The organism is Modicisalibacter tunisiensis (genome assembly GCF_020148005.1).
GTDB lineage: Bacteria > Pseudomonadota > Gammaproteobacteria > Pseudomonadales > Halomonadaceae > Modicisalibacter > Modicisalibacter tunisiensis.
Genome location: NZ_JAGXFD010000001.1, coordinates 2,009,148 through 2,033,328 on the forward strand (window position 1 = coordinate 2,009,148; position 24,181 = coordinate 2,033,328).

Here is a 24,181-nt window from a genome sequence, read left to right on the forward strand (position 1 = left end):
AATCATGGAGTGATCAGCGATGTCCGTCAGCCTGAGCCGCCTGTCGGTTCGTCAATGGAGTCTGGCCGGTCTGGCCTTCTGCGCCCTGATGATGGGCGTCGCCCTGGCCCTGCAGTACGCAGCGGGGCTGGAGCCGTGCCCGTTGTGCATCTTCCAGCGCATCGCGGTGATCGCCGCGGCCGGGGTGTTTCTGGTCGCGGCGATTCACAATCCGCGCGGCTGGGGCGGCCGGGTCTACGGCGTGCTGGGCCTGCTGGCGGTGGGCGGCGGCATCGCCGTCGCCGGCCGGCATGTCTGGCTGCAGTCCCTGCCGCCCGATCAGGTGCCCAGCTGCGGGCCGGGGCTCGATTACATGCTCGAGGTGCTACCGCTGTGGGACGTGCTGTCCCGGGTGCTGTCGGGGTCGGGCGAGTGCGCGACCATTGACGGGTACTGGTGGGGCCTGACGCTGCCTCAATGGACGCTGATCGGCTTCGCGCTGCTGGCCCTGGTACCGCTCGGTCTGCTGCTGATGCCGCGCCGCGCCCGTCACACCTGACCCCACCTCCCTTCCCGGTAGTGGCCGCGAGCCTGCGCGCTTGCGGTCCTCTCTTTTCCCCACTGGCTGTCTTTCCGTGCCTGGCCGCTCACCTGCATCTTTAGTCGCAGGGGAAGTGTCGAAAGCTGTCGGCAGCCGCGTCGTGATTTCCTCATAAGCTCCTTTGAATCAGGCGGTTGGCTTTCCTCTTCCTGCATTGTCGCGCGGTCGCGACGCTTGGGAGTGGCAGGGGAGCATTTTGTCGCCCGGGTATTTTGGTATACGGTTTAGTCTGTTTATTGTGTACAAATAATCCAACAACACAACGGATCCGTAGCGCATGAACTCCGCGAGCCAACGTCAGTCGGTTTTCGACTTCCACGGCAAGCCGCCGCTTCTCAAGGCCTTGCCGCTCTCTCTCCAGCACATTCTGGCCATGATCATGGGCACGGTGACGGTGCCGATCATCGTGGTCGGGGCCGTGGGTGCCTCATTGGCGGACAAGATGGCGCTGATCCAGATCTCGCTGATCTTTTCCGGCGTCTCCACGCTCATCCAGCTCTATGCCATCGGCCGTTTCGGGGCCCGCCTGCCGGCGATCTTCGGGGTGGGCTTTGCCTATGTGCCGACGCTGACCGCAGTCGGCGCCCAGTATGGCCTGAGCGGCATCCTCGGGGCACAGATCGCCGGGGGTGTGGCGATGATGGTGGTAGGGCTGTTCACCCGGCACCTTCGCCAGTGGTTTCCGCCGGTGGTCGCCGGGGTCGTGGTGCTGGTGATCGGCCTGTCGCTCTATGACATCGCCATCAACTACATGGCCGGCGGGGTGGGCAGCGCCGACTTCGGCGCCCCGGTCAACTGGTTTCTGGCGCTGGCCACCTTGCTGGTGGTGCTGTTCGTCTCGCAGTTCTGCCAGGGCTTTCTCAAGCTGGCCTCGATCATCTGCGGCATCGGTGTCGGCTACGGGATGGCGCTGGCACTGGGGCGAGTCGACTTCACGCCGGTGCTGAACGCGCCCTGGTTCACCCTGCCGCAGCCACTGAGTTTCGGCTTGTCGTTCCACGGCCCGGCCATGGTGTCGATGGTGATCATCTGCGTCATCAACTCGGTGCAGACCATCGGCGATCTCTCCGCCACCACGGTCGGCGGCATGAATCGCGAGCTCGAGACTCGCGAGCTCTACGGCGGCCTGCTGGGCAACGGCCTATGCACGGCGCTGGGCTCGTTCTTCGGTGCGCTGCCGACCTCCTCGTACAGCCAGAATGTGGGCATCGTCGCCATGACCAAGGTGATCAGCCGGTATGTGCTGGCGCTGGCGGCGCTGTTCATGTTGGCGGCGGGCTTCGTACCCAAGTTCGGGGCGCTGATGACCACCATCCCGCTGCCGGTGCTGGGCGGGGCGACGGTCATGGTTTTTGGCATGATCACCGTGACCGGGATTCGCCTGATCACCAAGGACGAGATGTCCTCGCGGAACATCACCATCGCCAGCCTGGCGCTGGCGCTGAGCATGGGTGTCTATGCGGTGCCGGAGTCGATCGCCCGGTTTCCGGAGGTCGTGCAGCTGGTGATCGGCGGCTCGCCGATCGTGATCGCGGCGCTGGTGGCATTCACGCTCAACGTCATCCTGCCGCGCCGCTCCTTGGCCGACGAGGAGGCCGAGCGCGAGGCGGTCGAGGCGCGGCTGAGCGAAGGCTGACGTGCCGCAAGGGATTGCCTTGCCGGCGCGGGTAAAGATTGACAGGTGGCGCCGTTGGAGTGACGCTGGACCCTCGCTGCCGGACGACGACACAGGGAGGCGAACCGATGCTGGAAGACTGCAAGACCGCCCAGGAACGCTGGGGTGGTGTCCACCGTCTGATCGATCGCTGGCTCGAGGAGCGACGGGTGATGCTGGTCGTGTTCACGGAGCTGCGCCAGGCCTGCGAAGTGGACCCCGAGGCCATCGGTAAGTCACAGATCGACCGGTTCAGCGAGCTGCTGATGGACTACATCAGCGCCGGGCACTTCGAGATCTATCCCCAGCTTCGCGAGGAGGCCCGGCACTTCGAGGACGAGGCGGCGCTGGCCCTGGCCGGCCGGCTGCTGGAGCGCCTGGAGATGTCCACCGCGATGGTGCTGGATTTCGACCGCGACTTCTCGACGCCGACGCGCTGCCAGCACTTCGCCACCCGCCTGCCCGCCTGGCTCCAGCGGCTCGACCGCGGCCTCTCCGAACGCTTCTCGCTCGAGGATCAGCTGATCGCCCGGCTGCACGCCGCGCATTCCCCGCAGCTGGCGCCGAGCGCGGCGCCCCGCGCCACCCTGTAACGACCGTCGTCGCCCGACAATTCCCGCGCCTCGCCGAATGACTCGACGAGGCGCTCTGCTTTACTCCCCCTTACTTGCGACGCCACCGCGCGCCCATGCGCGCCCCCAGCTCCAGCATGCAGGGCGTGAGCAGCAGCGTCAGCCCGGTGGCGAAGGCCAGGCCGCCGGCGATGGCGCTGGAGAGCTGGGTCCACCACTGGGTCGAGGGCGCGTGCCAGCCCAGGCTGGGCGTCAGCAGGTCGACGTTGACCCCCAGCACCATGGGGATCAGCCCCAGCACTGTGGTGATCGCGGTGAGCAGCACCGGTCGCAGCCGTCGGCAGCCGGCTTCCAGCGCTGCCTGGCGGGCCGGCAGCCCGTCGCCGCGCAGCTGGTTGTAGGTGTCGATCAGCACGATGTTGTTGTTCACCACGATGCCGGCCAGGGCGATGATGCCCATGCCCACCATGACGATGCCGAAGGGCTGGGCGTTGAGCAGCAGACCCAGCAGCACGCCGGCGGTCGAGAAGACGATCGCCGAGAGCACCAGCGCGGTCTGGTAGAGGCTGTTGAACTGGGTGACCAGAATGATCGTCATCAAAAACAGGGCGACGCCGAAGGCGCTGACTAGAAAACGGCTGGTTTCGGCCTGGTCCTCGCGCTCACCGGCCAGGTTGGCGCGCACGCCCTCGGGCAGCTCGGCCAGGCTCGGCGCCAGGGCGCGCAGCCGTTCGTCGACCTGACGGCCGGGCTGCACGTCGGCTTCCAGGGTGATGGCGCGGTGGCCGTCGATGCGGTGCAGGATGCCGACCTTGGGCGCGGGCGTGAGCCGCACGAACTGACGGATCGGCAGCTGGCCCCGGTTGGTATGCACGGTCAGGCGTTCGAGCTGGTCGAGGCTGCGCCGTACCGCCGGCAGACGGACCCGGATGTCCACCTCGTCGTCCACCTCGGGCGGCCGGTAGGTGGCCAGGGGCAGGCCGTTGGTGACCAGCTGTACGGCGCTGCCGATGGTCGCCACGTCGGCACCGAAGCGGGCCGCCGCCTCGCGATCCACCTCGATGCGCCACTCCACGCCCGGCAGGCTGCGATTGTCCTGAATGTCCCGGAAGCCGCCCAGGCGCTGCATGGCCGTGCGCAGCTGTTCCACGGCCGCGTCCAGTGTGTCCGGCTGGCGGCCGGTCAGCTCGATCTGGATCGGCTTGCCGCTGGTCGGGCCGCGCTCCTGTTCCTGAAACGCCAGGCGCACGCCGGGCAGGTCGCGGGTGCGCGCGGCCATGTCGTCGAGAATGGCACCCGCGGAGCGCCGCTTGTCCCAGTCGATCAGCGAAAAGTTGAGCTGGCCGATCACGTCGGCGGCCATGCGGGTGTCCGGCGCGGCGAAGGAGCGCGCATAGAGCGCGTCGATTTCGGGCATGCCGGCGACCCGGGCCTCGACACGACGCACGATGGCGTCCTTTTCGTCCACCGACAGGTCGCCGCGGGCGTGCACCAGAATCTGCGCGTTGTCGGGTTCCACCTCGGGAAAGAACACCACGCCATGATTGAAGCGTGCATAAGCGGCATAGATCACGGCCATGATGCCCAGGGCGCCGAGCAGCGCCAGGCCCGGGCGAGCCAACAGGCGGTCGAGGAGTCGGCGATAGAGCCGGGCGCCGACGTGCAGGCTTTCGCGGGTGGCGGGCGCATTCCGGCGGCGCAGCAGGTTGCCCAGGGTGGGCAGGAAGATCAGGGCCATCAGCAGCGAGGCCAGCAGGCACAGCACCACGGTGGCGGGCAGGTATTTCATGAACTCGCCGACCACGCCGGGCCAGAACAGCAGCGGCACGAACACCGCCAGGGTGGTGGCGGTCGAGGCGATCACCGGCCAGGCCATGCGTCCGGCGGCTCCCGCCCAGGCGTCCCGTGATGACAATCCCCGGGCGAGGTTGTAATCGGCCTGCTCGCCGACCACGATGGCGCCGTCCACCAGCATCCCGGCGACCAGGATCAGGGCGAACAGCACGACGATGTTGAGGGTGTAGCCGATGCTCCAGATCAGCAGGATGCCGGTCAGAAAGGCGCCGGGAATGGTCAGGCCGATCAGCAGCGCCGAACGCAGGCCCATGGTGGCGAGAATCACGATCAGCACCAGTACCACCGCGGTTAGCACGTTGTTGAGTAGGTCATCGAGCAGGGAGACGACGGTGGTGGACTGGTCCATGATGGTGCGCAGCTGCAGGGTATTCGGCAGGCTGGGCCGGGCCTCGTCGAGCACGGCGTGGACGGCCCGGCTCGTGGCGATGATGTTGGCCCCGGCGCGCTTGGCGATCTCCAGCACGACGGCGGGCTGGCCGTCGATCCGGGCATAGCCCTGCGGGTCCTTGAAGGTGCGATGGATGACCGCGACGTCGCCGAAGGTGACCACCCGGTCGCCGTCCACCTTGATCGGCATGGACAGCAGGTCGTCGAGGTTCTCGATCAGCCCGGGCACCTTGATCGCCAGGCGGCCGGCGCCGTTGTCGATGCTGCCGGCGGCGACCAGGCGATGATTGCGCGAGACCAGGTTGAACAGGGTGTCGAAGTCGATGCCGTAGCCGGCCAGTACCTGCGGGTCGACGACGATTTCCATCAGGTCCTCGCGCTCGCCGGCGATATCGACGTCGAGTACCTGCGGCAGCCCCTCGATGGCGTCCCGGAGGCCACGCGCCGCCAGCATCAGCTCGCCGGCGGAGAGCGGGCCGGAAAGTCCCACCGAGAGCACCGGAAACCGCGAGACGTTGACTTCCATGACCCGCGGTTCATCGGCCTCATCGGGCAGCGAGCTGCGGGCGATATCGACCTTTTCGCGCACGTCGGCCAGCGCCTGGCGCGGGTCGAAGCCGGCATCGAACTCCAGGGTGATCGAGGCATAGCCCTCGGCCGCCTGGGCGGTCATCTTGCGTACGCCCTCGATGGCCTGCAGTTCCTGCTCCATGGGGCGTACCAGCAGGCGTTCGGCGTCTTCCGGGCTGACGCCCTCGAGTGTCAGCGACACGTAGATGGTGGGGATCGTGACGTCCGGGTTAGCCTCCTTGGGGATGGCCAGGTAGGCCACGCCGCCGCCGATCAGCAGGAAGAGCAGCACCAGCAGGGTGGTCCGGGTGCGGTCGATGGCGGCGTCGATCCAGCGGCGCATCAGGAGCCCTCGGGGGTGTCGGCGGGGACGGGGGTCACCCGCTGGCCGGCCTTGACGAAACCGCCGCCCAGCGTGATCAGCCGCACCGGATCGGGCAGGCCGCCGACCCAGGCGTGCTCGGCATCGGCGCTGATCAGCTCGACGGGGCGAAAGCGTACGCGATTATCGGCGTCGACGGTCTTCACCCCCAGACGGCCCTGCTCATCGAGCACCAGCCGGGCCGGCGACAGGCGGTGCGCCGGTCGGGGCGGCAGGGAAAGGGTCAGGGTGGCGCTGGCCCCGGCGACCCGCCAGCCTTCGGGGTTGGGCACGTCGGCTTCCAGGGCGAAGCGCCGAGTGGCCTCGTCGGCCTCGCTGGCCACGAAGCTGATTCGCCCCTCGAGGTGGCGGCCGTCGAGCAGGGCGAGACGCACGGGCATGCCGGCCGCAATGTCGGCGGCGCGCTGCTGCGGCAGCCAGGCGGTCGCCTTCAGGTGGCCGACATCCACCAGCCGGCCCAGCGTCTCGCCGACCTCGACGTAGGCCCCGGGGTCGATGTCGAACCGCTCGAGCGTTCCCGCGAACGGCGCGTCGATGCGGGTATCGGAGAGTGACTCCTGCAGGGTGGCCAGCGTGGCCTGACTGGCGGCCAGCTTGCTCTTCAGCCGCAGCAGTTCGTTGTTCGAGACCAGCTCGCGCCCGCGCAGCTGGCGCGCGCCCTCCAGCTCGGCGCGGGCCAGCGCCAGATCGGCCCGGGCCTGCTCGAGGCGGGCGGGCAGGTCGCCGGCGTCGAGGGTCGCCAGACGATCACCGGCGTCGACCCGGTCGCCCTGGGCGTGCGGCAGCGCCTCGACCCGTCCGGCGCGCCGCGCGCGCAGGACCACGCTGCGGCGAGGCTCGAGCTGGCCTTCCAGAATGACCTGCGGGGCATGGGGTTCGGCGTGTGACAGGCGAACCTCGACGCGGGGTGCCTCGGCGGTGGTCGTCTCGGTGGCGGAAGCGGGCGGTGTGTCGCGGAAATGCCGGCTGTCTCCGAAGGCGAGCCAGAGCAGCAGACCCAGGCTCAGCAGCAGCGCCAGCCAGGCGGGAGAGAGCATCGCTCGTATGCGCATGACGGGATCCTGGTAAGGCCAAGCGGCGGCCACATGACAGACCGCCCCGGCGCGAACGTCGAGGCGGTCAGTCTAACAGGTGGCGGAAGGCCCGAAAGCCTCCCGCCTGTCGGTAGGGATCAGCAGGCCGGTTCGGCCTCGGCGGGCGCACTGGCGGCCGTCCGGCGCGTGCGAAGCCCCAGGGCTTCATCACTGGCGGCACGGATGCGGCGCAGCAGGGCGGCATCACCGGCCAGGGCGTCGGCCCGGGCGGGGACCAGCCGCTGCAGCCGTGCCCGCCACTCGGGCGAGGCGAACTTCTCGGGGAAGCAGCGCTCGACCAGTTCCAGCATGATCGAGGTCGCCGTCGAGGCACCCGGGGAGGCGCCGAGCAGCGCGGCCAGCGAGCCGTCGCCGGCGGTGACGATCTCGGTGCCGAACTGCAGGACGCCACCCTTCTGCGGATCCTTCTTGATGATCTGCACGCGCTGGCCCGCCACTTCCAGCCGCCAGTCGCCGGGCTCGGCCGACGGGTAGAAGGCGCGCAGCTCCTCGACCCGCTCCTCGTGGGACAGCCGTACCTGATCGACCAGGTACTTGACCAGGCTGGCGTTGTGGCGGGCCACCGACAGCATGGGGCTGAGGTTGGACTTGCTGACCGACTTGACCAGATCGAAGACCGAGCCGTTCTTGAGGAACTTGGTGGTGAAACCGGCGAAGGGGCCGAACAGCAGCGAGGGCTTGCCATTGACGTGGCGCCGGTCGAGGTGCGGGACCGACATCGGCGGGGCCCCGATGGCGGCCTTGCTGTAGACCTTGGCCTGGTGACGCGAGACGATCTCCGGGTCGTCGCAGCGCAGCCATTGCCCGCTCACCGGGAAACCGGCATAGCCACGTCCTTCGGGGATGCCGCTCTTCTGCAGCAGGCGCAGCGAGGCGCCGCCGGCACCGAGGAACACGAAACGCGAGCGCAGCTCGCGGCGGTCACCGTTGCCGAGATGAATCGTCAGGGTCCAGGTGCCGTCGGCATTGCGCTCGAGGTTCTTGATGGTCTGGCCGGTGCTGACGCGCACCCGGTCGTTGTCCACGGCATGCAGGCGTGCCAGCAGCTGGTCGGTCAGCGCACCGAAGTTGACATCGGTGCCGCCCTCGGCCCAGGTGGCCGCCACCGGTTCTGCCGGGTCGCGGTCGGCCATCAGCAGCGGCGCCCACTCGGCGATGGTGCGGGCGTCCTGCGTGTAGTGCATGCCCTCGAAGCAGTGGTGCTGGGTCAGCGTCTCGTGGCGGGTCCGCAAGAAGCGCACGTTGTCCTCGCCACGCACGAAGCTCATGTGCGGGACAGGGGTGAGGAAGCCGGCGGGGTCGCCGAGATTGCCCTGCGAGGCGAGGTGGCTCCAGAACTGCTTGGATTCCTCGAAGAGGGTGTTGATGCGAATGGCCTTGGCAATGTCGACATCGCCATCGGCGGTCTCGGGCGTGTAGTTGAGTTCGCAGAGGCCGGCGTGGCCGGTTCCGGCGTTGTTCCAGGCGAACGAACTCTCGCTGGCCGTGGAGTCGAGTCGCTCGATGATCTCGATGCGGGCGTCGGGCTCCAGCTCGTGAAGGAGTGTCGCCAGCGTCGCGCTCATGACACCGGCCCCTACCAGTACGCAATCAACCGTCTCGTCCATAGTGGATATCAGCCCTTTGGCGATTCAGATGACGGGATTATATCATATTGCAATGCAAAAACGACCGGCGCAGAAGGGATGTATTATGCTGGGAGGCCTTTCCATAAGGGAAAGGTTTGTTCGGGATGAGCGAAGAAGCCCGTCTTCCCAGGCACTTATATTTAGTCTGCGAACATTTTGCGCGTAGTCCTGCGCCGGGTTTCAGGAGCATTTTCAGTCATCGCAGGCTGATGATCCGCCAGCCCCGCTCCCGGGCGACCTCGGCGAGGGCGGCATCGGGGTCGACGGCGACGGGGTGATCGACGCGCTCCAGCAGGGGGATGTCGTTGTGCGAGTCGCTGTAGAACCAGGCGTCGTCCAGGGTGACGTCGCGGGTGGCCAGCCACTGCTCGAGCCGGGTGATCTTGCCTTCGCGGAAGCTGGGCACGCCGCTCACGCGGCCGGTATAGCGTCCCCCGGCGGTTTCCGGTTCGACGGCGATCAGCTCGTCGACGCCCAGGCGGCGGGCGATGGGGCCGGTGATGAAGCGGTTGGTGGCGGTGATGATCAGCAGGGTGTCGCCCCGTGCCCGATGGCGGGCCAGCAGTTCCTCGCCCCGGGGCAGGATGTGCGGTTCGATCTTGCTGGCCATGAACTGCTGGTGCCAGGCGGCCAGCTGCTCCGGACTGTGCTCGGCCAGCGGCTTGAGCGCCAGGGCCAGGTAGGCGTGGATGTCCAGGGTGCCTTCCTGATAGGCCGCCAGGAAGCGTTCGTTGGCCTCGCGGTAGCTGATCGGGTCCACGGCGCCCTGTTCCACCAGGAACTCGCCCCAGGCATGGTCGCTGTCGATGCCCAGCAGCGTATTGTCGAGATCGAAGATGGCCAGGCTCAATGCGCTCTCCTCAGGTCTGGTTGGTCGCTCATCGGGCGGGTGGCGAAAAGGCGGCGGCGATTATTGCAGAACTCCGACAGGCTTGCACATCGCGGCGCCGCCAAGCGTGTATTGATGCGCTTTCAGCGTTTGTGGAAGAATGGCAGCAATACTGGATTTCATAAGGTGAAGCCCGTGATCGACGCTGACGGCTTCCGCCCCAATGTTGGCATCATCATCGCCAACCCGGAGGGCCAGCTGCTGTGGGCGCGTCGGGTGGGGCAGAACGCATGGCAATTCCCTCAGGGGGGCATCAAGGCCTACGAGACACCGCAGCAGGCGCTCTATCGCGAGCTGGAAGAGGAAATCGGCCTCACGCCCGATGACGTCGAGGTGCTGGCCTGTACCCGAGGGTGGTTGCGCTATCGTCTACCCCGACGCATGGTCCGTACCCAATCGCGTCCGGTGTGCATCGGTCAGAAGCAGAAGTGGTTTCTGCTCAAGATCCGCTGTCAGGACAACCGCATCTGCATGGATACCACGGCCAAGCCGGAGTTCGATGGCTGGCGCTGGGTCAGCTACTGGTATCCGCTGGGGCAGGTCGTGCCCTTCAAGCGCGAGGTCTATCGGCGCGCGCTGCGCGAACTCGCGCCCCGGGTGCAGCGCCTGGCCCGGGGGGGCGGCTGACATGCGGCCGCTGTCACACCGACAACAAGAAGAATGCTCATGCTCGATGTACTACGTCGTATCGTCCAGGAGGTAAACGGCGCGCGCAGCCTGGATGCCGCGTTGGCCACCATGGTCCGGCGGATCCGCAAGGCCATGCATACCGACGTGTGCTCCATCTACCTCTTCGACGCCGCTCAGGACCGCCTGGTCCTGATGAATACCATCGGCCTGCGCAGTCAGGCCGTTGGGCATGTCAGCCTGCGCCTGGGAGAGGGCCTGGTGGGCCTGGTCGGCCAGCGCGAGGAACCGCTCAACCTCGAGGACGCCCCGTCCCATCCCGGTTTCCGCTATTTCGAGGAAACCGGCGAGGAGCGCTTTTCCAGCTTTCTGGGGGTGCCGGTCATCCACCAGCGCCGGACGCTGGGCGTGCTGGTGGTGCAGCAGCAGGAAAAGCGTCGTTACGACGAGGGCGACGAGGCCTTTCTGGTGACCATGGCGGCCCAGCTGGCCGGGGTGCTGGCGCATGCCCTGGCGACCGGCACGCTCAACCGGCCGACCCGCACTCCCGGCATGGCGACCTTCACCGGCGTGGCGGCCTCGCCCGGCATGGTGATCGGCGAGGCGCGGGTGATCGCGCCGCCGGCCGACCTGGACAGCGTGCCGGACCTGGTACCCACGGATACCGACTATGAGATCCGCCGTCTGGGCGAGGCGATCGAGCGGGTGCGCGGCGAAATTCGTGCGGCGGGCGCGCGCCTGTCGAGCCGTATTCCCAGCCAGGAGCTGGCGCTGTTTGATGTCTACGAGCAGATGCTGGCGGATGCCGCCCTCGGTCAGGAGGTGGAGAAGCGCATCCGCGAAGGGCAGTGGGCGCCGGGCGCACTGGCCGACGTGGTGCGCCGGCATGCTCAGTATCTCGAGCGGGTCGACGATGACTACCTGCGCGAGCGGGCGGCCGATGTCCGTGATCTGGGCCGGCGGGTGCTGGCCCACCTGCAGCAGGAGACCAGCGACGGGCCCCACGAATACCCCGAACAGTGCATCCTGGTCGGCGACGAACTGAGCGTGACCATGCTCGGCGAGGTACCCCGCGAGCGCCTGGCCGGGCTGGTGTCGCTGAAGGGCTCGAGCACCTCGCACGTGGCGATTCTGGCGCGGGCCATGGGCATTCCCACGGTGCTGGGCATGGTCGACCTGCCGTTGCCCAGGCTCAACGGGGCGCCGGTGATTCTCGACGGGCATCGCGGACGGCTGTTCGTGCGCCCCGAAGAGGATCTGATCGGACATTACCGCAAGCTGATCGACGAGGAGCGGGCGCTGGCCGAGGTGCTCGAGCACGAGCAGCATCTGCCGAGCGTCACGCCGGATGGACACACCATGCCGCTGATGGTCAACACCGGACTGGCGGTCGACGCGGTGGCATCGCTCAAGCCGCGCATCGCCGGGGTCGGACTGTATCGCACCGAAGTGCCCTTCATGATCACCGAGCGCTTCCCCGGGGAGCAGGAGCAGTCGCGACTCTATCGCGACCAGCTCGAGGGCTTCGCGCCGCTGCCGGTAGTGATGCGCACGCTGGACATCGGTGGCGACAAGGATCTGCCGTACTTCCCCATCCACGAGGCCAATCCCTTCCTCGGCTGGCGGGGGATCCGGGTGACGCTCGACCACCCCGAGGTGCTGATGGTGCAGTTGCGCGCCATGCTGCGCGCCTCCGTCGGGCTGGACAACCTGCGCATCATGCTGCCGATGATCACCAACGTCGACGAGGTCGACATGGCCCTGCGGCTGCTTGATCGGGCGCTCAAGGAGCTCAACGAGGAGGGGGTGTCGATCCGGCGGCCCGAGGTCGGGGTGATGATCGAGGTGCCGGCGACCCTCTACCAGCTGGGCGCGCTGGCCGAACGGGTCGACTTCTTCTCGGTAGGCAGCAACGACCTGACCCAGTATCTGCTGGCGGTGGACCGCAACAACCCGCGAGTGGCCGACCTCTACGATGCCTGCCATCCCGCGGTGCTGTCGGCGCTGGCGCAGCTGGCGGCGGAATCCCGGCGCCTCGAGATGCCGGCCACCGTGTGCGGCGAACTGGCCGGTGACCCGTGCGGGGCGCTGCTGCTGACCGGCATGGGCTTCGTCGGGCTGTCGATGAACGCCCCCAGCCTGCCCCGGGTGCGGGCGGCCATCCGGCGGGTGCCGCTGTCCGATGCCCAGGCGCTGGTCGACGAGACCCTGGGCCTGCCGACCGCCAGGGCGGTGCGCGCCCACCTGATCGAGCGCTTCGCCCAGTGGCAGTTGACGCATCTGCTGCCGCCGCGCGACGAACAAGAACGCTGAGCCGACGTGCCGGGGCTACCGGGCGCGGTGCAGTCGCTCGGTGGGCAGGTGCTCAGTGTGGGTGTCTTCCTCGCGCCCCAGGGGGCCGAAACGACGCTCGACCAGCGTCAGCTCGCCCGTGGCGCGCCATTCCACCAGCGTCGTGGCGCGCGTGCCGTAATCGCGGCCGAGGATGAAGGGCGCCGACAGCCAGCGTTCCCGCTCCAGCCCCACGCCGGTGTCCGGCAGTTCGGCGTCCGGTGCCTGGCGGGTATCGGCCATCAATGCCCAGGCCCGGTGTTGAAACGTCTCCCACGGGGCGTCGTGCAGGGCGCTCACTCCGTGCCGCACGCGGCACAGCTTGGGCCAGGGGGTGTCGAGACTGGCGTTGGAGACGCCGTGCACGCCGGGCGCCACGCGCTGCAGGCGCGTTTCGTGACGGCCGTGGTGCACATGCCAGAGCGTCTCGCCGTCGCTGACCAGCAGGTTGAAGCCGGCGTAGGCCCCGGCCTCGTGATCGGCCAGGCGTGACAGCCAGGCCGGCAGGGACGGGCTTTCCAGTGCCTCCCGCACCAGATGTCCGCGGCTGGGGGCATTCGGCGGCGGGGAAAACCCCGGATCCCGGACATTGGTCAAGGCCGCCAGACGCCCGCCGACCCGAGCCGCCAGCCAGGTACCGCCGGCTTCCAGGTCACGGCCGCCGACGATGTCCGGGGCGTCCTTCCACGGGGCGAGCGGCGCGCTGGGGCGGTCGTGACGCTCGTCGCGGTTGGCCGCCAGGCGCAGTGGCACGGGCGCGTGCGGGCGCCAGTCGAGAACGATCAGGCACATGGCATCTCTCGTTGAATGGCCGGGGCCATGACAGGCCGGTGACCGGCGATGTAAACTCGCTCCATTGTCGACGGCAGGGACGCGGATGCAAGACCTCGAGGCGGAGCGCAGACACCAGCGAGGCCCCGGTCGTCGCCCCTTGTGGCTGGGGGCGGCGTGGGCTGTGCTGTGCCTGCTGGGGGCGCTGGGCGTGGCGCGCTTCCTGCCGGTATCGACGCTCTGGGTCGCCATCGTCGGCGGATGGGTCTGGCTGGTGGGCGGCCTGTTGCTGATGCTGGGCTTCTGCGGGCTGCCGCGTGAGCACTGCCGGGTCGTGATGGGACGGCGATTGCGACGCCTGGCCGACGTGCTCGAGAGGGCGGAGCGTCCCTCGGGCCTGGCGTCCGAAAAGCCGGGCGGGGCGCCGGCCGATGCGACTCGGCCGCGTGGCGGTGTTGCGCATCGCCGAATGCTGCAACAGTGCGTCCGGGAGCGGGATCGGGCCCGCGAAGAGGCGGAACTGCTGATGCGTTACCTGCGTCAGGTGCGTCGCGAGCTGGAAGCGCTGGAAGGGTGGTCGCCGGAGGTGGAAGCCGGGGCGGAGCGTCGCCTCGCGGACGTGCTGGCGTTGCTGCGGCAGTTCGATGGGCCGGACGGCCCGCGCGAACTGGCCCGCACGGATGGCGAGCCGCCGCGGGTGCTGATCGTCGACGACGGTCCCGTGAATGCGGCGCTGGCCCGGCGCGTGCTGGGCGCGGAAGGCTTGCAGGTCGATATCACCGCCGATGGCGAGGCGGCCCTGGCCCTGATGCAGCAGCACGATTACGCCCTGGTATTCATGGACATCTTCATGCCCACGCTCGACGGGGTGGAGACCAGCCGCCGCTGGCGCGCGCTGGAGCGCGAACGCCGGGCGGTGCCGAGCATCCTGATCGCGCTGACGGCCAATGCCAGCGAGGCGGATCGCCAACGCTTCTTCGCCGCCGGCATGGATGATTACCTCGCCAAGCCGTATCGTCCCCAGGCGCTGGTCGAGCGTGTGCATCGCTGGCTGCCCGGCCGATGGCCGCACGATCCCAGCGTTCCATGATCCCCTTTTCACCCTTGTTCAGGAATCATCATGCTTGAGTATCCGCAAATCGATCCCATCGCTGTGGCGCTGGGTCCGCTGAAGGTCCACTGGTACGGGCTGATGTATGTGGTGGGGTTCGTCGGCGCCTGGTGGCTGGGACGGCGGCGTGCCGCCCGGGTCGGCCTGACCGCCGATGATATCGGTGACTTGCTGTTCTATGGCGCGCTGGGGGTCGTGCTGGGCGGCCGCCTGGGCTATGTGCTGTTCTACGGCTTCGAGCGGCTGGCCAGCGACCCCCTGTGGATCTTCCAGGTCTGGGATGGCGGCATGAGCTTCCATGGCGGGCTGCTCGGGGTGCTGATCGCCGCGGCGCTGTTTGCCCGCAAGCATCGCCTGGCGTTCTTCCAGCTCACCGATTTCATCGCGCCGCTGGTACCGATCGGTCTGGGGGCCGGGCGCATCGGCAACTTCATCAACGCCGAGCTGCCGGGTCGGGTCAGCGATGTGCCCTGGGCGATGGTGTTTCCCGGCGGTACCCAGCCGCGCCACCCCTCGTCGCTCTACGAGTTCGCGCTGGAAGGCGTCGTGCTGTTCACCGTGCTCTGGCTGGTGTCGCACCAGCCGCGTCGGCGGGGTATGATATCCGGCCTTTTTCTGCTGCTCTATGCCCTGTTCCGCTTCGGCGTGGAATTCGTGCGCCAGCCGGACCCGCAGCTCGGGTTCATCGCCTTCGGCTGGCTGACCATGGGGCAGCTGCTGACCGTGCCGATGGCGCTGGCCGGCATCGCACTGATGCTGTGGTCGCGGCGTCAGCCGGTGGATGGGGCCGCAACCCCGCAGCCGGCCTGAGCGGCGTGTCACGCCGACATTCGATTTTTCTGGTGAGTATTCCCTCGACATGCAGCCCTATCTCGACCTGATGCGCCGCGTGCTGGACAGCGGCGTGAAAAAAGACGACCGCACCGGCACCGGCACCCTCAGCGTATTCGGCCATCAGATGCGCTTCGACCTGGCCGACGGCTTCCCGCTGGTGACCACCAAGAAGCTGCATCTGCGCTCGATCATCCACGAGCTGCTGTGGTTTCTGCGTGGCGACACCAATATCGCCTATCTCAAGGCACATGGAGTACGCATCTGGGACGAGTGGGCCGACGAGAACGGCGAGCTGGGGCCGGTTTACGGCTACCAGTGGCGCAGCTGGCCGCGGCCCGACGGCGGTCACGTCGACCAGATCGCCAATGTGGTCGAGCAGATTCGTCGCAATCCCGACTCGCGGCGACTGATCGTCTCGGCCTGGAATCCGGCGCAGGTCGACGAGATGCAGTTGCCGCCGTGCCACGCCCTGTTCCAGTTCTACGTCGCCGAGGGGCGGCTGTCCTGCCAGCTCTACCAGCGCAGCGCCGACATCTTCCTCGGCGTGCCGTTCAACATCGCCAGCTACGCGCTGCTCACGCAGATGATTGCGCAGGTCTGCGACCTGGCGCCCGGCGAGTTCATCCATACCCTGGGCGATGCCCACCTCTACCTCAACCATCTCGATCAGGCCCGCGAGCAGCTGACCCGAGCGCCGCGCCCGCTGCCGCGACTGGTGCTCGATCCGACGGTCGATGACCTGTTTGCCTTCCGTTTCGAGCACATCGCCATCGAGGGGTATGATCCGCATCCCCACATCAAGGCACCGGTGGCCGTATGAACGAATCGCAACCCCTCGACGCCCGGCACGAGACGCTGGTGCCGGTCGCCATGATCGCTGCCGTGTCACGCAACGGCGTGATCGGCGTGGACAATCAGCTGCCCTGGTACCTGCCGGAAGACCTCAAGTTCTTCAAGCGCATGACCCAGGGCAAGCCGCTGGTCATGGGGCGCAAGACCTTCGCCTCCATCGGCCGGGCGCTGCCGGGGCGGCTCAATATCGTCGTCACCCGCGACCCGGACTTCCGGGCCGAGGGCGTTCGCGTCTGCCACGACCTAGTCGAGGCGCTGTCGCTGGCCGACGACCAGGCGCTGATCGATGGCGTCGAGGAAATCATGGTCATGGGCGGCGGCGAGATCTACGCCCAGGCCATGCCGTGGGCCTCGCGGCTGTATGTCACCGAGGTCGACCGGGAGGTGACCGGCGATGCCCGCTTCCCCGACATCGACCCGACGCTGTGGGAAGAGGCGCAGCGACAGCCCGGCGAGCACAGCGGCGAGGCCGACCAGCCGGGGTACGCCTTCGTGGTCTACCGCCGCCGGCAGGCGGGCTCCGACGACGCCTGAGCCCGGTTGCCAAGGGCCGCGGGGTGACACAGACTGGGTGCAGGGTCGTTCACGGGGTGCCGTGACGGGATCGAGGGGTCGAGCCAGGGGAGAGCGTGCCTTGTTGTCGGAACGCACGGGAGCACTATTCGAGCGACTGGAACGTCAGGCCGGTGACGCGGTGGCGGAAGTGGCGCGTCTGCGCGCGCACCTGCGTCGGCTGGAAGCGGAAAACGCCCGGCTGCGCGAGGCTCTGAGCCGCGTGGAGGAGGGCATCGCCGCAGCCAGCGAGTCGGCTGCCGCATCGCGCCAGGCCGTTTCCGAAAGCCACGACCGGCACACGGCGACAGCCGTTCCCGCGGCAGGGCCATCCACCCATCTCGTGGACTCCGAGCCCCCCCCTTCGCCCCGTGCCCTGTTGAATCAATGGTACCAACGCTATCCGCAGGCCTTCTTCAAGGGGCACACCCGGCCCTTGAAGGTCGGCATCCATCAGGACCTGCTTGCCCGTGAGCCGTGGCCGGAGAAACTCGTTCGGCGCGCGCTGGCCTGCTATGTGCACCTGCCGCGCTATCTCAAGGCCGTGCGAGCCGGGGCCGAGCGGGTCGACCTCGACGGCCGGGCGGCCGGTGCCGTGGGTGACGAGGAGGCCCGGCACGCCCGCAGCAAGCTGGACGCCCTGCGCGCCGACAAGGCGGCCGAGCGCGAGGCGCGTCGTCGCGAGCGTCTCGATCGCAAGCTCGGCGATCTGCTGGCCAAGCACCATTCGTCGTGAGGGGCCACGGCCGGTGTGGCACCGGCAGTGGCCAGGCCTTCGTTCCTCCGTTAACCAGCCGTTGGCCACGGCCGCTTGCCCGCGGTTTCAGGGTGCTTGCAATGGTCGTGACCTCGACCCATCATGAACGCCGTTCGCGTTGGTCACGCTTTCGTCATACAGCGGCGTTAGGGTGCTTCGTGACGCGGTCTCGTGCCGTTGCGAGGCCAGCCGTATCGTAGGAGAGACGGCCGAGGAGACGCCTCGGGCGACAGGATTAAAAACAGTGTTTTTTCTTGTTGCGTTCGTGCAGAACCCGGTATAAGGTTCCTCCTGCGAGCATTGGATAATAACAAGGCTTGGCCGAGGCGGATCGCTCATGCATCCACTGGGCGCAGTCCGGCAAGCCGCTTTTAGATAACGATCGAAAAAGTAAGCTAGTTAAGGAACTATCGCGATGAAAAAGACGCTCCTAGCGACTGCTATTGCTGGTGCCCTGGGCGCCTCCGCTGCACAAGCCGCCACCGTTTACAACCAGGACGGCACTCAGGTCGACCTGTACGGCAACATTCAGATCGGTTACCGCTCTGTTGAAACTGCAACTGATGCTAACAACGACGGAACAGTTCAGCCTGGCGAAGGTGTAAGCTCTCAGGACGATATCTTCGATAACGGTACTACCCTGGGTGTCGCCGCCCAGCATCAGGTCAACCCGGGCCTGGTCGCCTACCTGAAGCTCGAGCTGGACGGTTTCCAGGCCGACGAGCTCAAGAAGCGCAACTACGACTCCGGTGACACCGCCTACGCCGGCCTGAAGGGCAACTTCGGTGACGTCAAGATCGGCTCCTACGATGTGCTGATCGACGACTGGGTCAAGGATCCGGTCGACGGCTCCTGGTATGTCGGTGTCTGGAACTCCAGCCACTACATCGGTGACGGCAAGACCAGCGCTTCGGCACAAAACGACACGTTCAATGACGACCGGGAAGGCGACCAGATTCGCTATCTGTCTCCGTCCTTCGCTGGTCTGCAGTTCTCCCTGGGTACCCAGTACAAGGGTGACGCCGAGGCCGAACGCAATGGCGACGGCAGCGCCGCATCCTTTGTCGGTGGCCTGAAGTACACCGTGGGCGCCCTGCAGCTGGCAGCCGTCTACGATGATCTGAACACCTACGACTACCGCAGCTACGATGCCGGCGATGCCTACGGTCTCTCCGCCATGTACTCCATGAACGCGCTGACCCTGGGCGCCAAGTGGGAGCGTTACGACGGCAGCAACGACACCGCGACCGACAAGTCCGACATGTATGCCGTCAAGGCCAACTATGCCTACGGCATGGGTAATGTCTACGCGACCTACCAGTACGTCGACGAGCAGAACAATGTGTCGTCGAACAATCCCAATGGTAGCGACGAGACCTACAACCAGGTCATGCTGGGCGCCGACTACAGCCTGACGCCGGCAGTGACCTACTTCGTCGAGTCCACCATGTACGACCAGTCTAAGGACGAAGATGACTTCGTCGCTACCGGTCTGGCCTACACCTTCTAAAAGCCCCCTGCGCTTTTGGATGGACAGCGAAGCCGGCCCCTCGGGGCCGGCTTTCTTGTGGGTGGATGCTTGATGCCCGGGCCGGGGCGGTGCAGACTCGTGATCACCGTCTTTAAAGACAACCCCCTCTTTTTCTTGTGAAACAGGACAAGCAGCTATGAATCATCGGCTTCTGGCTCCCCTCGTGATCGGGCTGGGCCTGTGTGTCGTCGTGCCGGCCGCACAGGCCGACATGCCGCCCAATTACGATAAATCGTCATCTCTGGACCTGAGCCAGTACCTTCAGCAGCGCACCGACGCGCAGAGCCAAAGCTTCAATTTCGGCGGCTGGAACGAGCACAAGTTCACCGTGAAGAAGGCCGGACGCTACCTGATCGAGAGCGCGTCGCGGGCGGGCATGTCCGATGAATATCGGATCAAGGCCCGGCTGCTCGATGCCCAGGGCAATGTCGTCGCCCGCAGCGAGGCACTGGGCACGAACGGTGGCCTGCACATGACAGAGCAACTGGAGCCCGGCGATTACGTGGTCAAGGTCTATGCCCGGGAATTCGGCAACACCAAGCTGAAGGGCAATCGCTACACCATTTCGGTATCCGGGCTGGGCGCGCAGGGTCAGCGCCTGAGTGGGTCCCAGAGCGGTATCGATAGCGGCAGCGGTATCCTCTTTGACAAGGATGCCGAGGCGAAGGGGCCGACGACGGCCTTCGTGCGCTCGCCGGAAGCCTCGGCAGCCCTGGCGGCACCGGCGGTTGCGGGTTCGTCGTCCAAGGCGTCGGCTGCCCGGCCGTCCGATACGAAGGCGGCCACGGCGAACGACAGTCAGTCGGCGAGCCAGGCAAGGCCGAAAGACGAGTCGCGTCGCTTCAAGGAGGTCGTCACCGACGTCGACATGAACTTTGAGGGCAAGGCGCTGAGCTTCGACGTGGTTCAACGCGGCACGGTGGCCGTCAATACGTCGACCATGGTCGGTGCTGAGGGGTCCTTCCAGATCGAAGCGCGGGTTCTCGATGACCAGGGCAATGTCGTGGCCAGCGACGAGGGCTCGCGTTTTGCCGGCAATGTTCACATCAAGCAAGTCTTGCCGCCGGGGCATTACACGGTCTGGGTCAAGGGGCATAACTACGGCAATGCCAAGGACTCGGCCAATAATTTTGCGCTGCGCGTCAAGCAGCTGGACACCCGCTGATCGTTCCAAGATCGTCCTCCTTCGAACCACGCCGGCCCGTCAATGACGGGCCGGCGTGGTTTAGGGCCGCATTTTGTTCCCGTCAACGCCTGGCAGGCTCAAGGTTGCCTTTCTCCGGCCGATACTGGATACACACCTCCTCCCAGGAGACCGACGGTTTTTAAACGGCCTTGTGGACGAGGCCACCTGGTCCTGACGGCCCGCAGGGGCGGGCAGAGTGAATCCCCACGGCGATTTGCATCTCGCGGAGCGCGACACCATGACACAAAGCGGAAGACGAACAGGTCGGCGCTCGCTGCGCCGCCGCCTGCTGATCGGCCTGGGCATGGGCTGGGCGGTGATCGTCTGCGTGTTGATGGTGGCGCTCTGGTACTCGGGGCAGGACCGGATTCGCGACGTCAATGACACCCATCTGGAGTATGAGGCCCGCCTGATCGCCCAGCAGATCGACCAGGAGGTCGAGCTGCGGCTGGCGGCGTTGCAGCAGCTGGCGGCGACAATGGCCCCGCGTGCGGTGCCGGACGCGGCGTCGCTGCAGGCGCGCCTGCGTAACGAGAGTGGCTTGCTGACGCTGTTTGACGGGTTGATCGTGACCGATGCCGAAGGCCGGGTGCAGGCGGCCTGGCCGCGTTCGTCGGGGCGACGCGGTACGGATGTCAGCGATCGGCTGTCGTTTCGCTTCCAGCAGCAGGTGGGGCGCCCCCACGTCAGTGAGCCGTTCACCGAACAGCCAGGCGGCACGCCCTGGATTCTGTTCAGCGTGCCGCTGGCGGATGCCTGGGGGCATTTCGCCGGCATGGTGGGCGGGCTGATCAGTGTCGAGAATGGCAGCCTGTTCGCCAAGTTGCGGCGTATCCGCCTGGGGCGGCAGGGCTTCGCGGTAGTGATGACCGCCTCGGGCAAGGTGCTGACCCACCCGCGGCAGGATCACCTGCTGGCCCCGGCGGCCTCGGTGGTGCCGTCGGCCTGGCGCGAGCTGGTGCTGGATGGCTGGCAGGGCACGCTCACCGGTGCGCTGCCCAGCGGTAAAACGGCGCTGCAGAGCTACCGTCAGATCTGGACGCCCGGCTGGATCGTGGGGGTGTTCCTGCCGGCCGATCAGGCCTTTGCGCCGCTGCGCACCTTCCTCAACCAGCTGTGGCTGGCGGGAGGATTGACCATCCTGCTGATGCTGCCGATGCTGGCGTGGCTGATTCATCTGCTGCTCAGGCCGCTTCGCCGCCTGACCCGCCAGATCGAGGCGGTGCGTCACGGGCACCGCGATTACCTGGACGTGCCTGACGCCAGCCACGAGATCGTCCAGCTGATCGAGGCGTTCAACCGCATGGTGGACACCAGCCTCGAGGCACGCCAACGGTTGCTCAATCGGCAGGCCTTTCTGGATGCCGTGCTGGATTCCTCGCCGGTGGGCATGTTCGTCTACGACATGCAGGGGGAGCTGCTGTACGTTAGTCCGGCACTCACGGAAATGACGGGGCATTCGCTGGTGGACTATCAGGCGGACTCGATGCATTCGCACATTCACCCCGACGACCGTCAGCGCGTGCTCGATTACTGGCTGGCGAGTCGCCTCAGCGAGCATGATTTCCAGTGCCAGTATCGGTATGTCACGGCCCGGGGCGAGAGCATCTGGATGGACGTGCACGCCAGTCTGGTCCGGCTCGAGACGGGCAAGGCCCTGGGCTTCGTCGGCACCATGAAGGACATCACCGAGCATCGGGAAAACGAGGCCCTGCAGCGCTGGGAGGCCGAGCACGATCCCTTGACTGGCCTGCTCAATCGGCGCGGCTTCGAGCGGCGTATGGAAGAGGCCCTGGCCGATTGGCTCAAGGGCGCGGTTCCGGCGGCACTGATCGCCTTCGACCTGGACCACTTCAAGCCGATCAACGACGAGGGCGGTCATGCCCTCGGGGACCGGATGCTGTCGCTGATCGCCCGGACGCTCGCGGCGCGGATTCGCCGCAGCGACTTCGCGGCCCGTTACGGCGGTGACGAGTTCGCGATCCTGCTGCCCGGCTGCGGGGTCGAGCAGGCACGCCGGACCGCGGAAGCCCTGCGCAAGGCGGTAGGGGCGCTGAGCGTCACTCACGAGGGACGCAGCTACCGGGTTTCACTGAGCCTCGGGGTGACGGCCCTGGCCCCCGGTGACGAGACGATCGGCCAGGTCATGCAGCGCGCCGACGATGCCAGCTACCGGGCCAAGGCGGCGGGGCGCGATCGGGTCGAGGTCGAGGCGGCGCCCGCCGGCTGACCGAGGGTTTCCTGATCGGCGTCAAGGCCGTTTCGCCGCCGGGGCGCTACACGGAAATGAGGACCGCCACCCGGAGCAACGAGCCATGAGCGATCGCCGTGCCACGCTGGAAGCCCTGCGGGCGACCTTGCAGACGCGCCTGCATGCCTATCGGGAGCACAAGACGCGCGCGCTCGACAGGGATGCCGACGAGCAGTCGCTTGAGATCGAGAACGACGAAGTGGTGGAGCGTCTGGACGAGGAAGCCTTCGCGGAACTGGAGCAGGTCGACCGGGCGCTCGCGCGCATTGCCGACGGCGAGGGCGATCGCTGCGAAGCCTGTGGCGAGGCGATCGACGCGCGGCGCCTTCAGGCCCTGCCCATGGCGACCCTGTGCATTGATTGCGCCGAGCTGGAACGCTGACTTTCAGAACGGGACAGGTCGGGTTGCGCCGGTCTGCAAGGCGTATTGCGCGCAGTTTATGCTCGTGTTACGCGACCTGTGTTTATCGATTTAATCCATTGTTTTTATTGGCTATAGCGCCAGGCTGGGGGTCAAGTTTGCCGACTCATTTTCCTTGGTTATCTTTCCGAGGATTATCGATAAAAAACCGTACAGGATAACGTGGGTTAATTACGCCGGCGGGAGGGCGTGCGACATTGTGCGCGTCGACTCAGGAAGGGGCGACACACGGGCGAACACCGTGACAGGGACGTTTCGGGCAGGGACGCCCGATGGCCAGGGATGGTCCGCTTGTGGGCCCGGGGCTCTCGTCAACAGGAGGTTGTGACTGCCAGGGAAGGGCCCGCTTCGACGTGTTGTCGGGTCGCGAGCCGGCGCCGCCTTCGGGGGGCGCCGGCTCGTTTCGTTGCGTGCTCGGCCGGGCCTACAGGTCAGGCGAGGTGGGCGGCTCACGGCCGACGAAGGCCGGGTTGAGGGTGTCGCTGAAGCGTTCGGGGCGGAAGTTGGCGATCCGGGCAAGCTCCTCGAAGTCGAGGATGTCGATGCTCTGTCGCTGGCGAAGCACCAGACGGCGTTCGGCAAGTTCCGACAGCGTGCGACTGACATGGACCTCGCTCATGCCCAGCAGCTGGCTGAGGCGCCGTTGCGTCAGGGGCAGGGTGAAGCGATTGCTGACCTCCATGCCGGTGCCTGCCAGGCGATGATGGATCTCCAGGGCGAAATGGGCGATGCGCGAGCAGGCATCGTTGCCCAGTACGTTGACGAGACGCTGGGTAATGTTGCGCTGCTGGCGTGCGGTTGCGGCCTGAAGGGACATGGCCACGCGCGGGGCTGCCTGGAAAAGACGATGGATGCCAGCGATCGGGATCGCGCGCACGACGCCGTCAGTCAGCATTTCCGCCGTGGTGTAATGGGTCGTGAAGGTGAAATCGAGCAGGCCCAGGACATCGCCGGGCAAGTGCAGGTCAAGCACCTGCTCGGCATCGTCTTCGGAGCGATGCAGCGTGCACGCCCATCCTCGATGCAGGGAATACAGGTGGCGGGGCACTTCGTCCGGGTGCCAGAGCGTGTCACCCCGGGCGACGGCGAAGGGTTCGCTTTCCAGAGCCGAGATGAGCCGGTGTTCGCGCTCCGTGAACGCAATATGTCGATCGAGATTCTGCATGACGCTTCGTACGGGTGAGGACACCGGCTCCATTCCCGGAACCCGGTCTTCAGCGCGAATGGGGGCCTTCCCTGGGGCAAAGACGCCTAATTTATTATCTTGTACCAGTATTGTTCAATAGCAACCGCGTGCAACTATTTTTGTAAAATTATTGTGCATGAAAGCCTTGTTGGTAAGCG

20 protein-coding genes and 1 pseudogene are annotated in these 24,181 nt (G+C 66.8%); 14 read left to right on the forward strand and 7 right to left on the reverse strand.

Annotated elements, in window-relative coordinates; genetic code table 11:
- The first annotated feature begins 19 nt into the window (after positions 1–19).
- The 3 genes from KGQ91_RS09355 (at position 20) to rsd (ending at position 2,827) form a co-directional block, all read left to right on the forward strand.
- A complete protein-coding gene (locus KGQ91_RS09355; protein ID WP_224420863.1) occupies positions 20–538 on the forward strand; it encodes a disulfide bond formation protein B in 519 nt (172 codons plus the stop codon).
- 319 nt (positions 539–857) lie between these two features.
- Positions 858–2,216 (forward strand): uracil-xanthine permease family protein, encoded by a 1,359-nt coding sequence (locus tag KGQ91_RS09360; protein WP_224420864.1) that lies wholly within the window; start codon positions 858–860, stop codon positions 2,214–2,216.
- Positions 2,217–2,323: 107 nt separating this feature from the next.
- Entirely contained in the window at positions 2,324–2,827 is a 504-nt protein-coding gene (gene rsd / locus KGQ91_RS09365; RefSeq protein ID WP_224420865.1) for a sigma D regulator, read from the forward strand.
- 70 nt (positions 2,828–2,897) lie between these two features.
- Here rsd and KGQ91_RS09370 read toward each other — a convergent pair whose 3' ends face one another.
- The 4 genes from KGQ91_RS09370 to KGQ91_RS09385 all read right to left on the reverse strand — a co-directional run bounded on the left by KGQ91_RS09370 (position 2,898) and on the right by KGQ91_RS09385 (position 9,574).
- Positions 2,898–5,963, reverse strand: coding sequence for an efflux RND transporter permease subunit (locus tag KGQ91_RS09370; RefSeq protein ID WP_224420866.1), 3,066 nt, complete (start codon positions 5,961–5,963; stop codon positions 2,898–2,900).
- Positions 5,963–7,054 carry an efflux RND transporter periplasmic adaptor subunit gene (locus KGQ91_RS09375; RefSeq protein WP_224420867.1) on the reverse strand — a complete coding sequence of 364 codons (1,092 nt, stop codon included), beginning with the start codon at positions 7,052–7,054 and terminating at the stop codon, positions 5,963–5,965. The genes KGQ91_RS09370 and KGQ91_RS09375 overlap by 1 nt, the downstream gene beginning before the upstream one ends.
- Before the next feature lie 119 nt (positions 7,055–7,173).
- A complete protein-coding gene (gene mqo / locus KGQ91_RS09380) occupies positions 7,174–8,703 on the reverse strand; it encodes a malate dehydrogenase (quinone) (RefSeq protein WP_224415349.1) in 1,530 nt (509 codons plus the stop codon).
- Between the two features lie 217 nt (positions 8,704–8,920).
- The gene (locus tag KGQ91_RS09385) at positions 8,921–9,574 is read right to left on the reverse strand and encodes a histidinol-phosphatase (protein ID WP_224415348.1); all 654 of its coding nucleotides are present in this window, start codon (positions 9,572–9,574) and stop codon (positions 8,921–8,923) included.
- Positions 9,575–9,748: 174 nt separating this feature from the next.
- Between KGQ91_RS09385 and KGQ91_RS09390 the strand changes: the two genes are divergently transcribed.
- Positions 9,749–10,240, forward strand: a complete 492-nt coding sequence (locus KGQ91_RS09390; RefSeq protein WP_205596179.1) for an RNA pyrophosphohydrolase — start codon at positions 9,749–9,751, stop codon at positions 10,238–10,240.
- 39 nt (positions 10,241–10,279) lie between these two features.
- Positions 10,280–12,553, forward strand: a complete 2,274-nt coding sequence (gene ptsP / locus KGQ91_RS09395) for a phosphoenolpyruvate--protein phosphotransferase (protein WP_224415347.1) — start codon at positions 10,280–10,282, stop codon at positions 12,551–12,553.
- Positions 12,554–12,568: 15 nt separating this feature from the next.
- Here the strand turns inward: ptsP and KGQ91_RS09400 are convergent, their stop codons facing one another.
- A complete protein-coding gene (locus KGQ91_RS09400) occupies positions 12,569–13,363 on the reverse strand; it encodes an NRDE family protein (RefSeq protein ID WP_163647564.1) in 795 nt (264 codons plus the stop codon).
- Between the two features lie 85 nt (positions 13,364–13,448).
- Here KGQ91_RS09400 and KGQ91_RS09405 point away from each other — a divergent pair, with 85 nt between their 5' ends.
- From KGQ91_RS09405 to KGQ91_RS09445, 9 genes are all read left to right on the forward strand, one after another.
- A complete protein-coding gene (locus KGQ91_RS09405) occupies positions 13,449–14,432 on the forward strand; it encodes a response regulator (protein WP_224415346.1) in 984 nt (327 codons plus the stop codon).
- A gap of 30 nt (positions 14,433–14,462) precedes the next feature.
- A complete protein-coding gene (gene lgt, locus KGQ91_RS09410) occupies positions 14,463–15,263 on the forward strand; it encodes a prolipoprotein diacylglyceryl transferase (RefSeq protein ID WP_224415345.1) in 801 nt (266 codons plus the stop codon).
- A gap of 49 nt (positions 15,264–15,312) precedes the next feature.
- Complete coding sequence (locus KGQ91_RS09415; RefSeq protein WP_224415344.1) at positions 15,313–16,107, forward strand: thymidylate synthase; 795 nt, start codon at positions 15,313–15,315, stop codon at positions 16,105–16,107.
- Positions 16,104–16,673 (forward strand): dihydrofolate reductase, encoded by a 570-nt coding sequence (locus tag KGQ91_RS09420; RefSeq protein WP_224415343.1) that lies wholly within the window; start codon positions 16,104–16,106, stop codon positions 16,671–16,673. Before KGQ91_RS09415 ends, KGQ91_RS09420 begins: the two co-directional genes overlap by 4 nt.
- A gap of 100 nt (positions 16,674–16,773) precedes the next feature.
- A complete protein-coding gene (locus KGQ91_RS09425) occupies positions 16,774–17,427 on the forward strand; it encodes a ProQ/FINO family protein (protein WP_224415342.1) in 654 nt (217 codons plus the stop codon).
- A gap of 436 nt (positions 17,428–17,863) precedes the next feature.
- The gene (locus tag KGQ91_RS09430) at positions 17,864–18,958 is read left to right on the forward strand and encodes a porin (protein ID WP_224415341.1); all 1,095 of its coding nucleotides are present in this window, start codon (positions 17,864–17,866) and stop codon (positions 18,956–18,958) included.
- A 157-nt stretch (positions 18,959–19,115) separates the two neighbouring features.
- Positions 19,116–20,144 carry a hypothetical protein gene (locus tag KGQ91_RS09435; protein ID WP_224420868.1) on the forward strand — a complete coding sequence of 343 codons (1,029 nt, stop codon included), beginning with the start codon at positions 19,116–19,118 and terminating at the stop codon, positions 20,142–20,144.
- A 259-nt stretch (positions 20,145–20,403) separates the two neighbouring features.
- A complete protein-coding gene (locus tag KGQ91_RS09440; protein ID WP_224420869.1) occupies positions 20,404–22,395 on the forward strand; it encodes a diguanylate cyclase in 1,992 nt (663 codons plus the stop codon).
- Positions 22,396–22,480: 85 nt separating this feature from the next.
- A complete protein-coding gene (locus KGQ91_RS09445) occupies positions 22,481–22,798 on the forward strand; it encodes a TraR/DksA family transcriptional regulator (protein ID WP_224420870.1) in 318 nt (105 codons plus the stop codon).
- A gap of 463 nt (positions 22,799–23,261) precedes the next feature.
- Here KGQ91_RS09445 and KGQ91_RS09450 read toward each other — a convergent pair whose 3' ends face one another.
- Together KGQ91_RS09450 and KGQ91_RS16855 are read right to left on the reverse strand one after the other, a co-directional pair.
- Complete coding sequence (locus KGQ91_RS09450; protein ID WP_224421400.1) at positions 23,262–23,654, reverse strand: Crp/Fnr family transcriptional regulator; 393 nt, start codon at positions 23,652–23,654, stop codon at positions 23,262–23,264.
- Between the two features lie 78 nt (positions 23,655–23,732).
- Positions 23,733–24,035: pseudogene (locus tag KGQ91_RS16855) on the reverse strand (cyclic nucleotide-binding domain-containing protein); the annotation flags it as partial.
- Between the last annotated feature and the right edge of the window lie 146 nt (positions 24,036–24,181).

Coding starts and splice junctions, on each gene's coding strand:
- KGQ91_RS09430 (WP_224415341.1), top strand. CDS start 17,864: ATGAAAAAGACGCTCCTAGCGACTGCTATTGCTGGTGCCCTGGGCGCC.
- mqo (WP_224415349.1), bottom strand. CDS start 8,703: ATGGACGAGACGGTTGATTGCGTACTGGTAGGGGCCGGTGTCATGAGC.
- KGQ91_RS09445 (WP_224420870.1), top strand. CDS start 22,481: ATGAGCGATCGCCGTGCCACGCTGGAAGCCCTGCGGGCGACCTTGCAG.
- lgt (WP_224415345.1), top strand. CDS start 14,463: ATGCTTGAGTATCCGCAAATCGATCCCATCGCTGTGGCGCTGGGTCCG.
- KGQ91_RS09360 (WP_224420864.1), top strand. CDS start 858: ATGAACTCCGCGAGCCAACGTCAGTCGGTTTTCGACTTCCACGGCAAG.
- rsd (WP_224420865.1), top strand. CDS start 2,324: ATGCTGGAAGACTGCAAGACCGCCCAGGAACGCTGGGGTGGTGTCCAC.
- KGQ91_RS09355 (WP_224420863.1), top strand. CDS start 20: ATGTCCGTCAGCCTGAGCCGCCTGTCGGTTCGTCAATGGAGTCTGGCC.
- KGQ91_RS09435 (WP_224420868.1), top strand. CDS start 19,116: ATGAATCATCGGCTTCTGGCTCCCCTCGTGATCGGGCTGGGCCTGTGT.
- KGQ91_RS09450 (WP_224421400.1), bottom strand. CDS start 23,654: ATGTCCCTTCAGGCCGCAACCGCACGCCAGCAGCGCAACATTACCCAG.
- KGQ91_RS09405 (WP_224415346.1), top strand. CDS start 13,449: ATGCAAGACCTCGAGGCGGAGCGCAGACACCAGCGAGGCCCCGGTCGT.
- KGQ91_RS09370 (WP_224420866.1), bottom strand. CDS start 5,963: ATGCGCCGCTGGATCGACGCCGCCATCGACCGCACCCGGACCACCCTG.
- ptsP (WP_224415347.1), top strand. CDS start 10,280: ATGCTCGATGTACTACGTCGTATCGTCCAGGAGGTAAACGGCGCGCGC.
- KGQ91_RS09400 (WP_163647564.1), bottom strand. CDS start 13,363: ATGTGCCTGATCGTTCTCGACTGGCGCCCGCACGCGCCCGTGCCACTG.
- KGQ91_RS09420 (WP_224415343.1), top strand. CDS start 16,104: ATGAACGAATCGCAACCCCTCGACGCCCGGCACGAGACGCTGGTGCCG.
- KGQ91_RS09415 (WP_224415344.1), top strand. CDS start 15,313: ATGCAGCCCTATCTCGACCTGATGCGCCGCGTGCTGGACAGCGGCGTG.
- KGQ91_RS09440 (WP_224420869.1), top strand. CDS start 20,404: ATGACACAAAGCGGAAGACGAACAGGTCGGCGCTCGCTGCGCCGCCGC.
- KGQ91_RS09375 (WP_224420867.1), bottom strand. CDS start 7,054: ATGCGCATACGAGCGATGCTCTCTCCCGCCTGGCTGGCGCTGCTGCTG.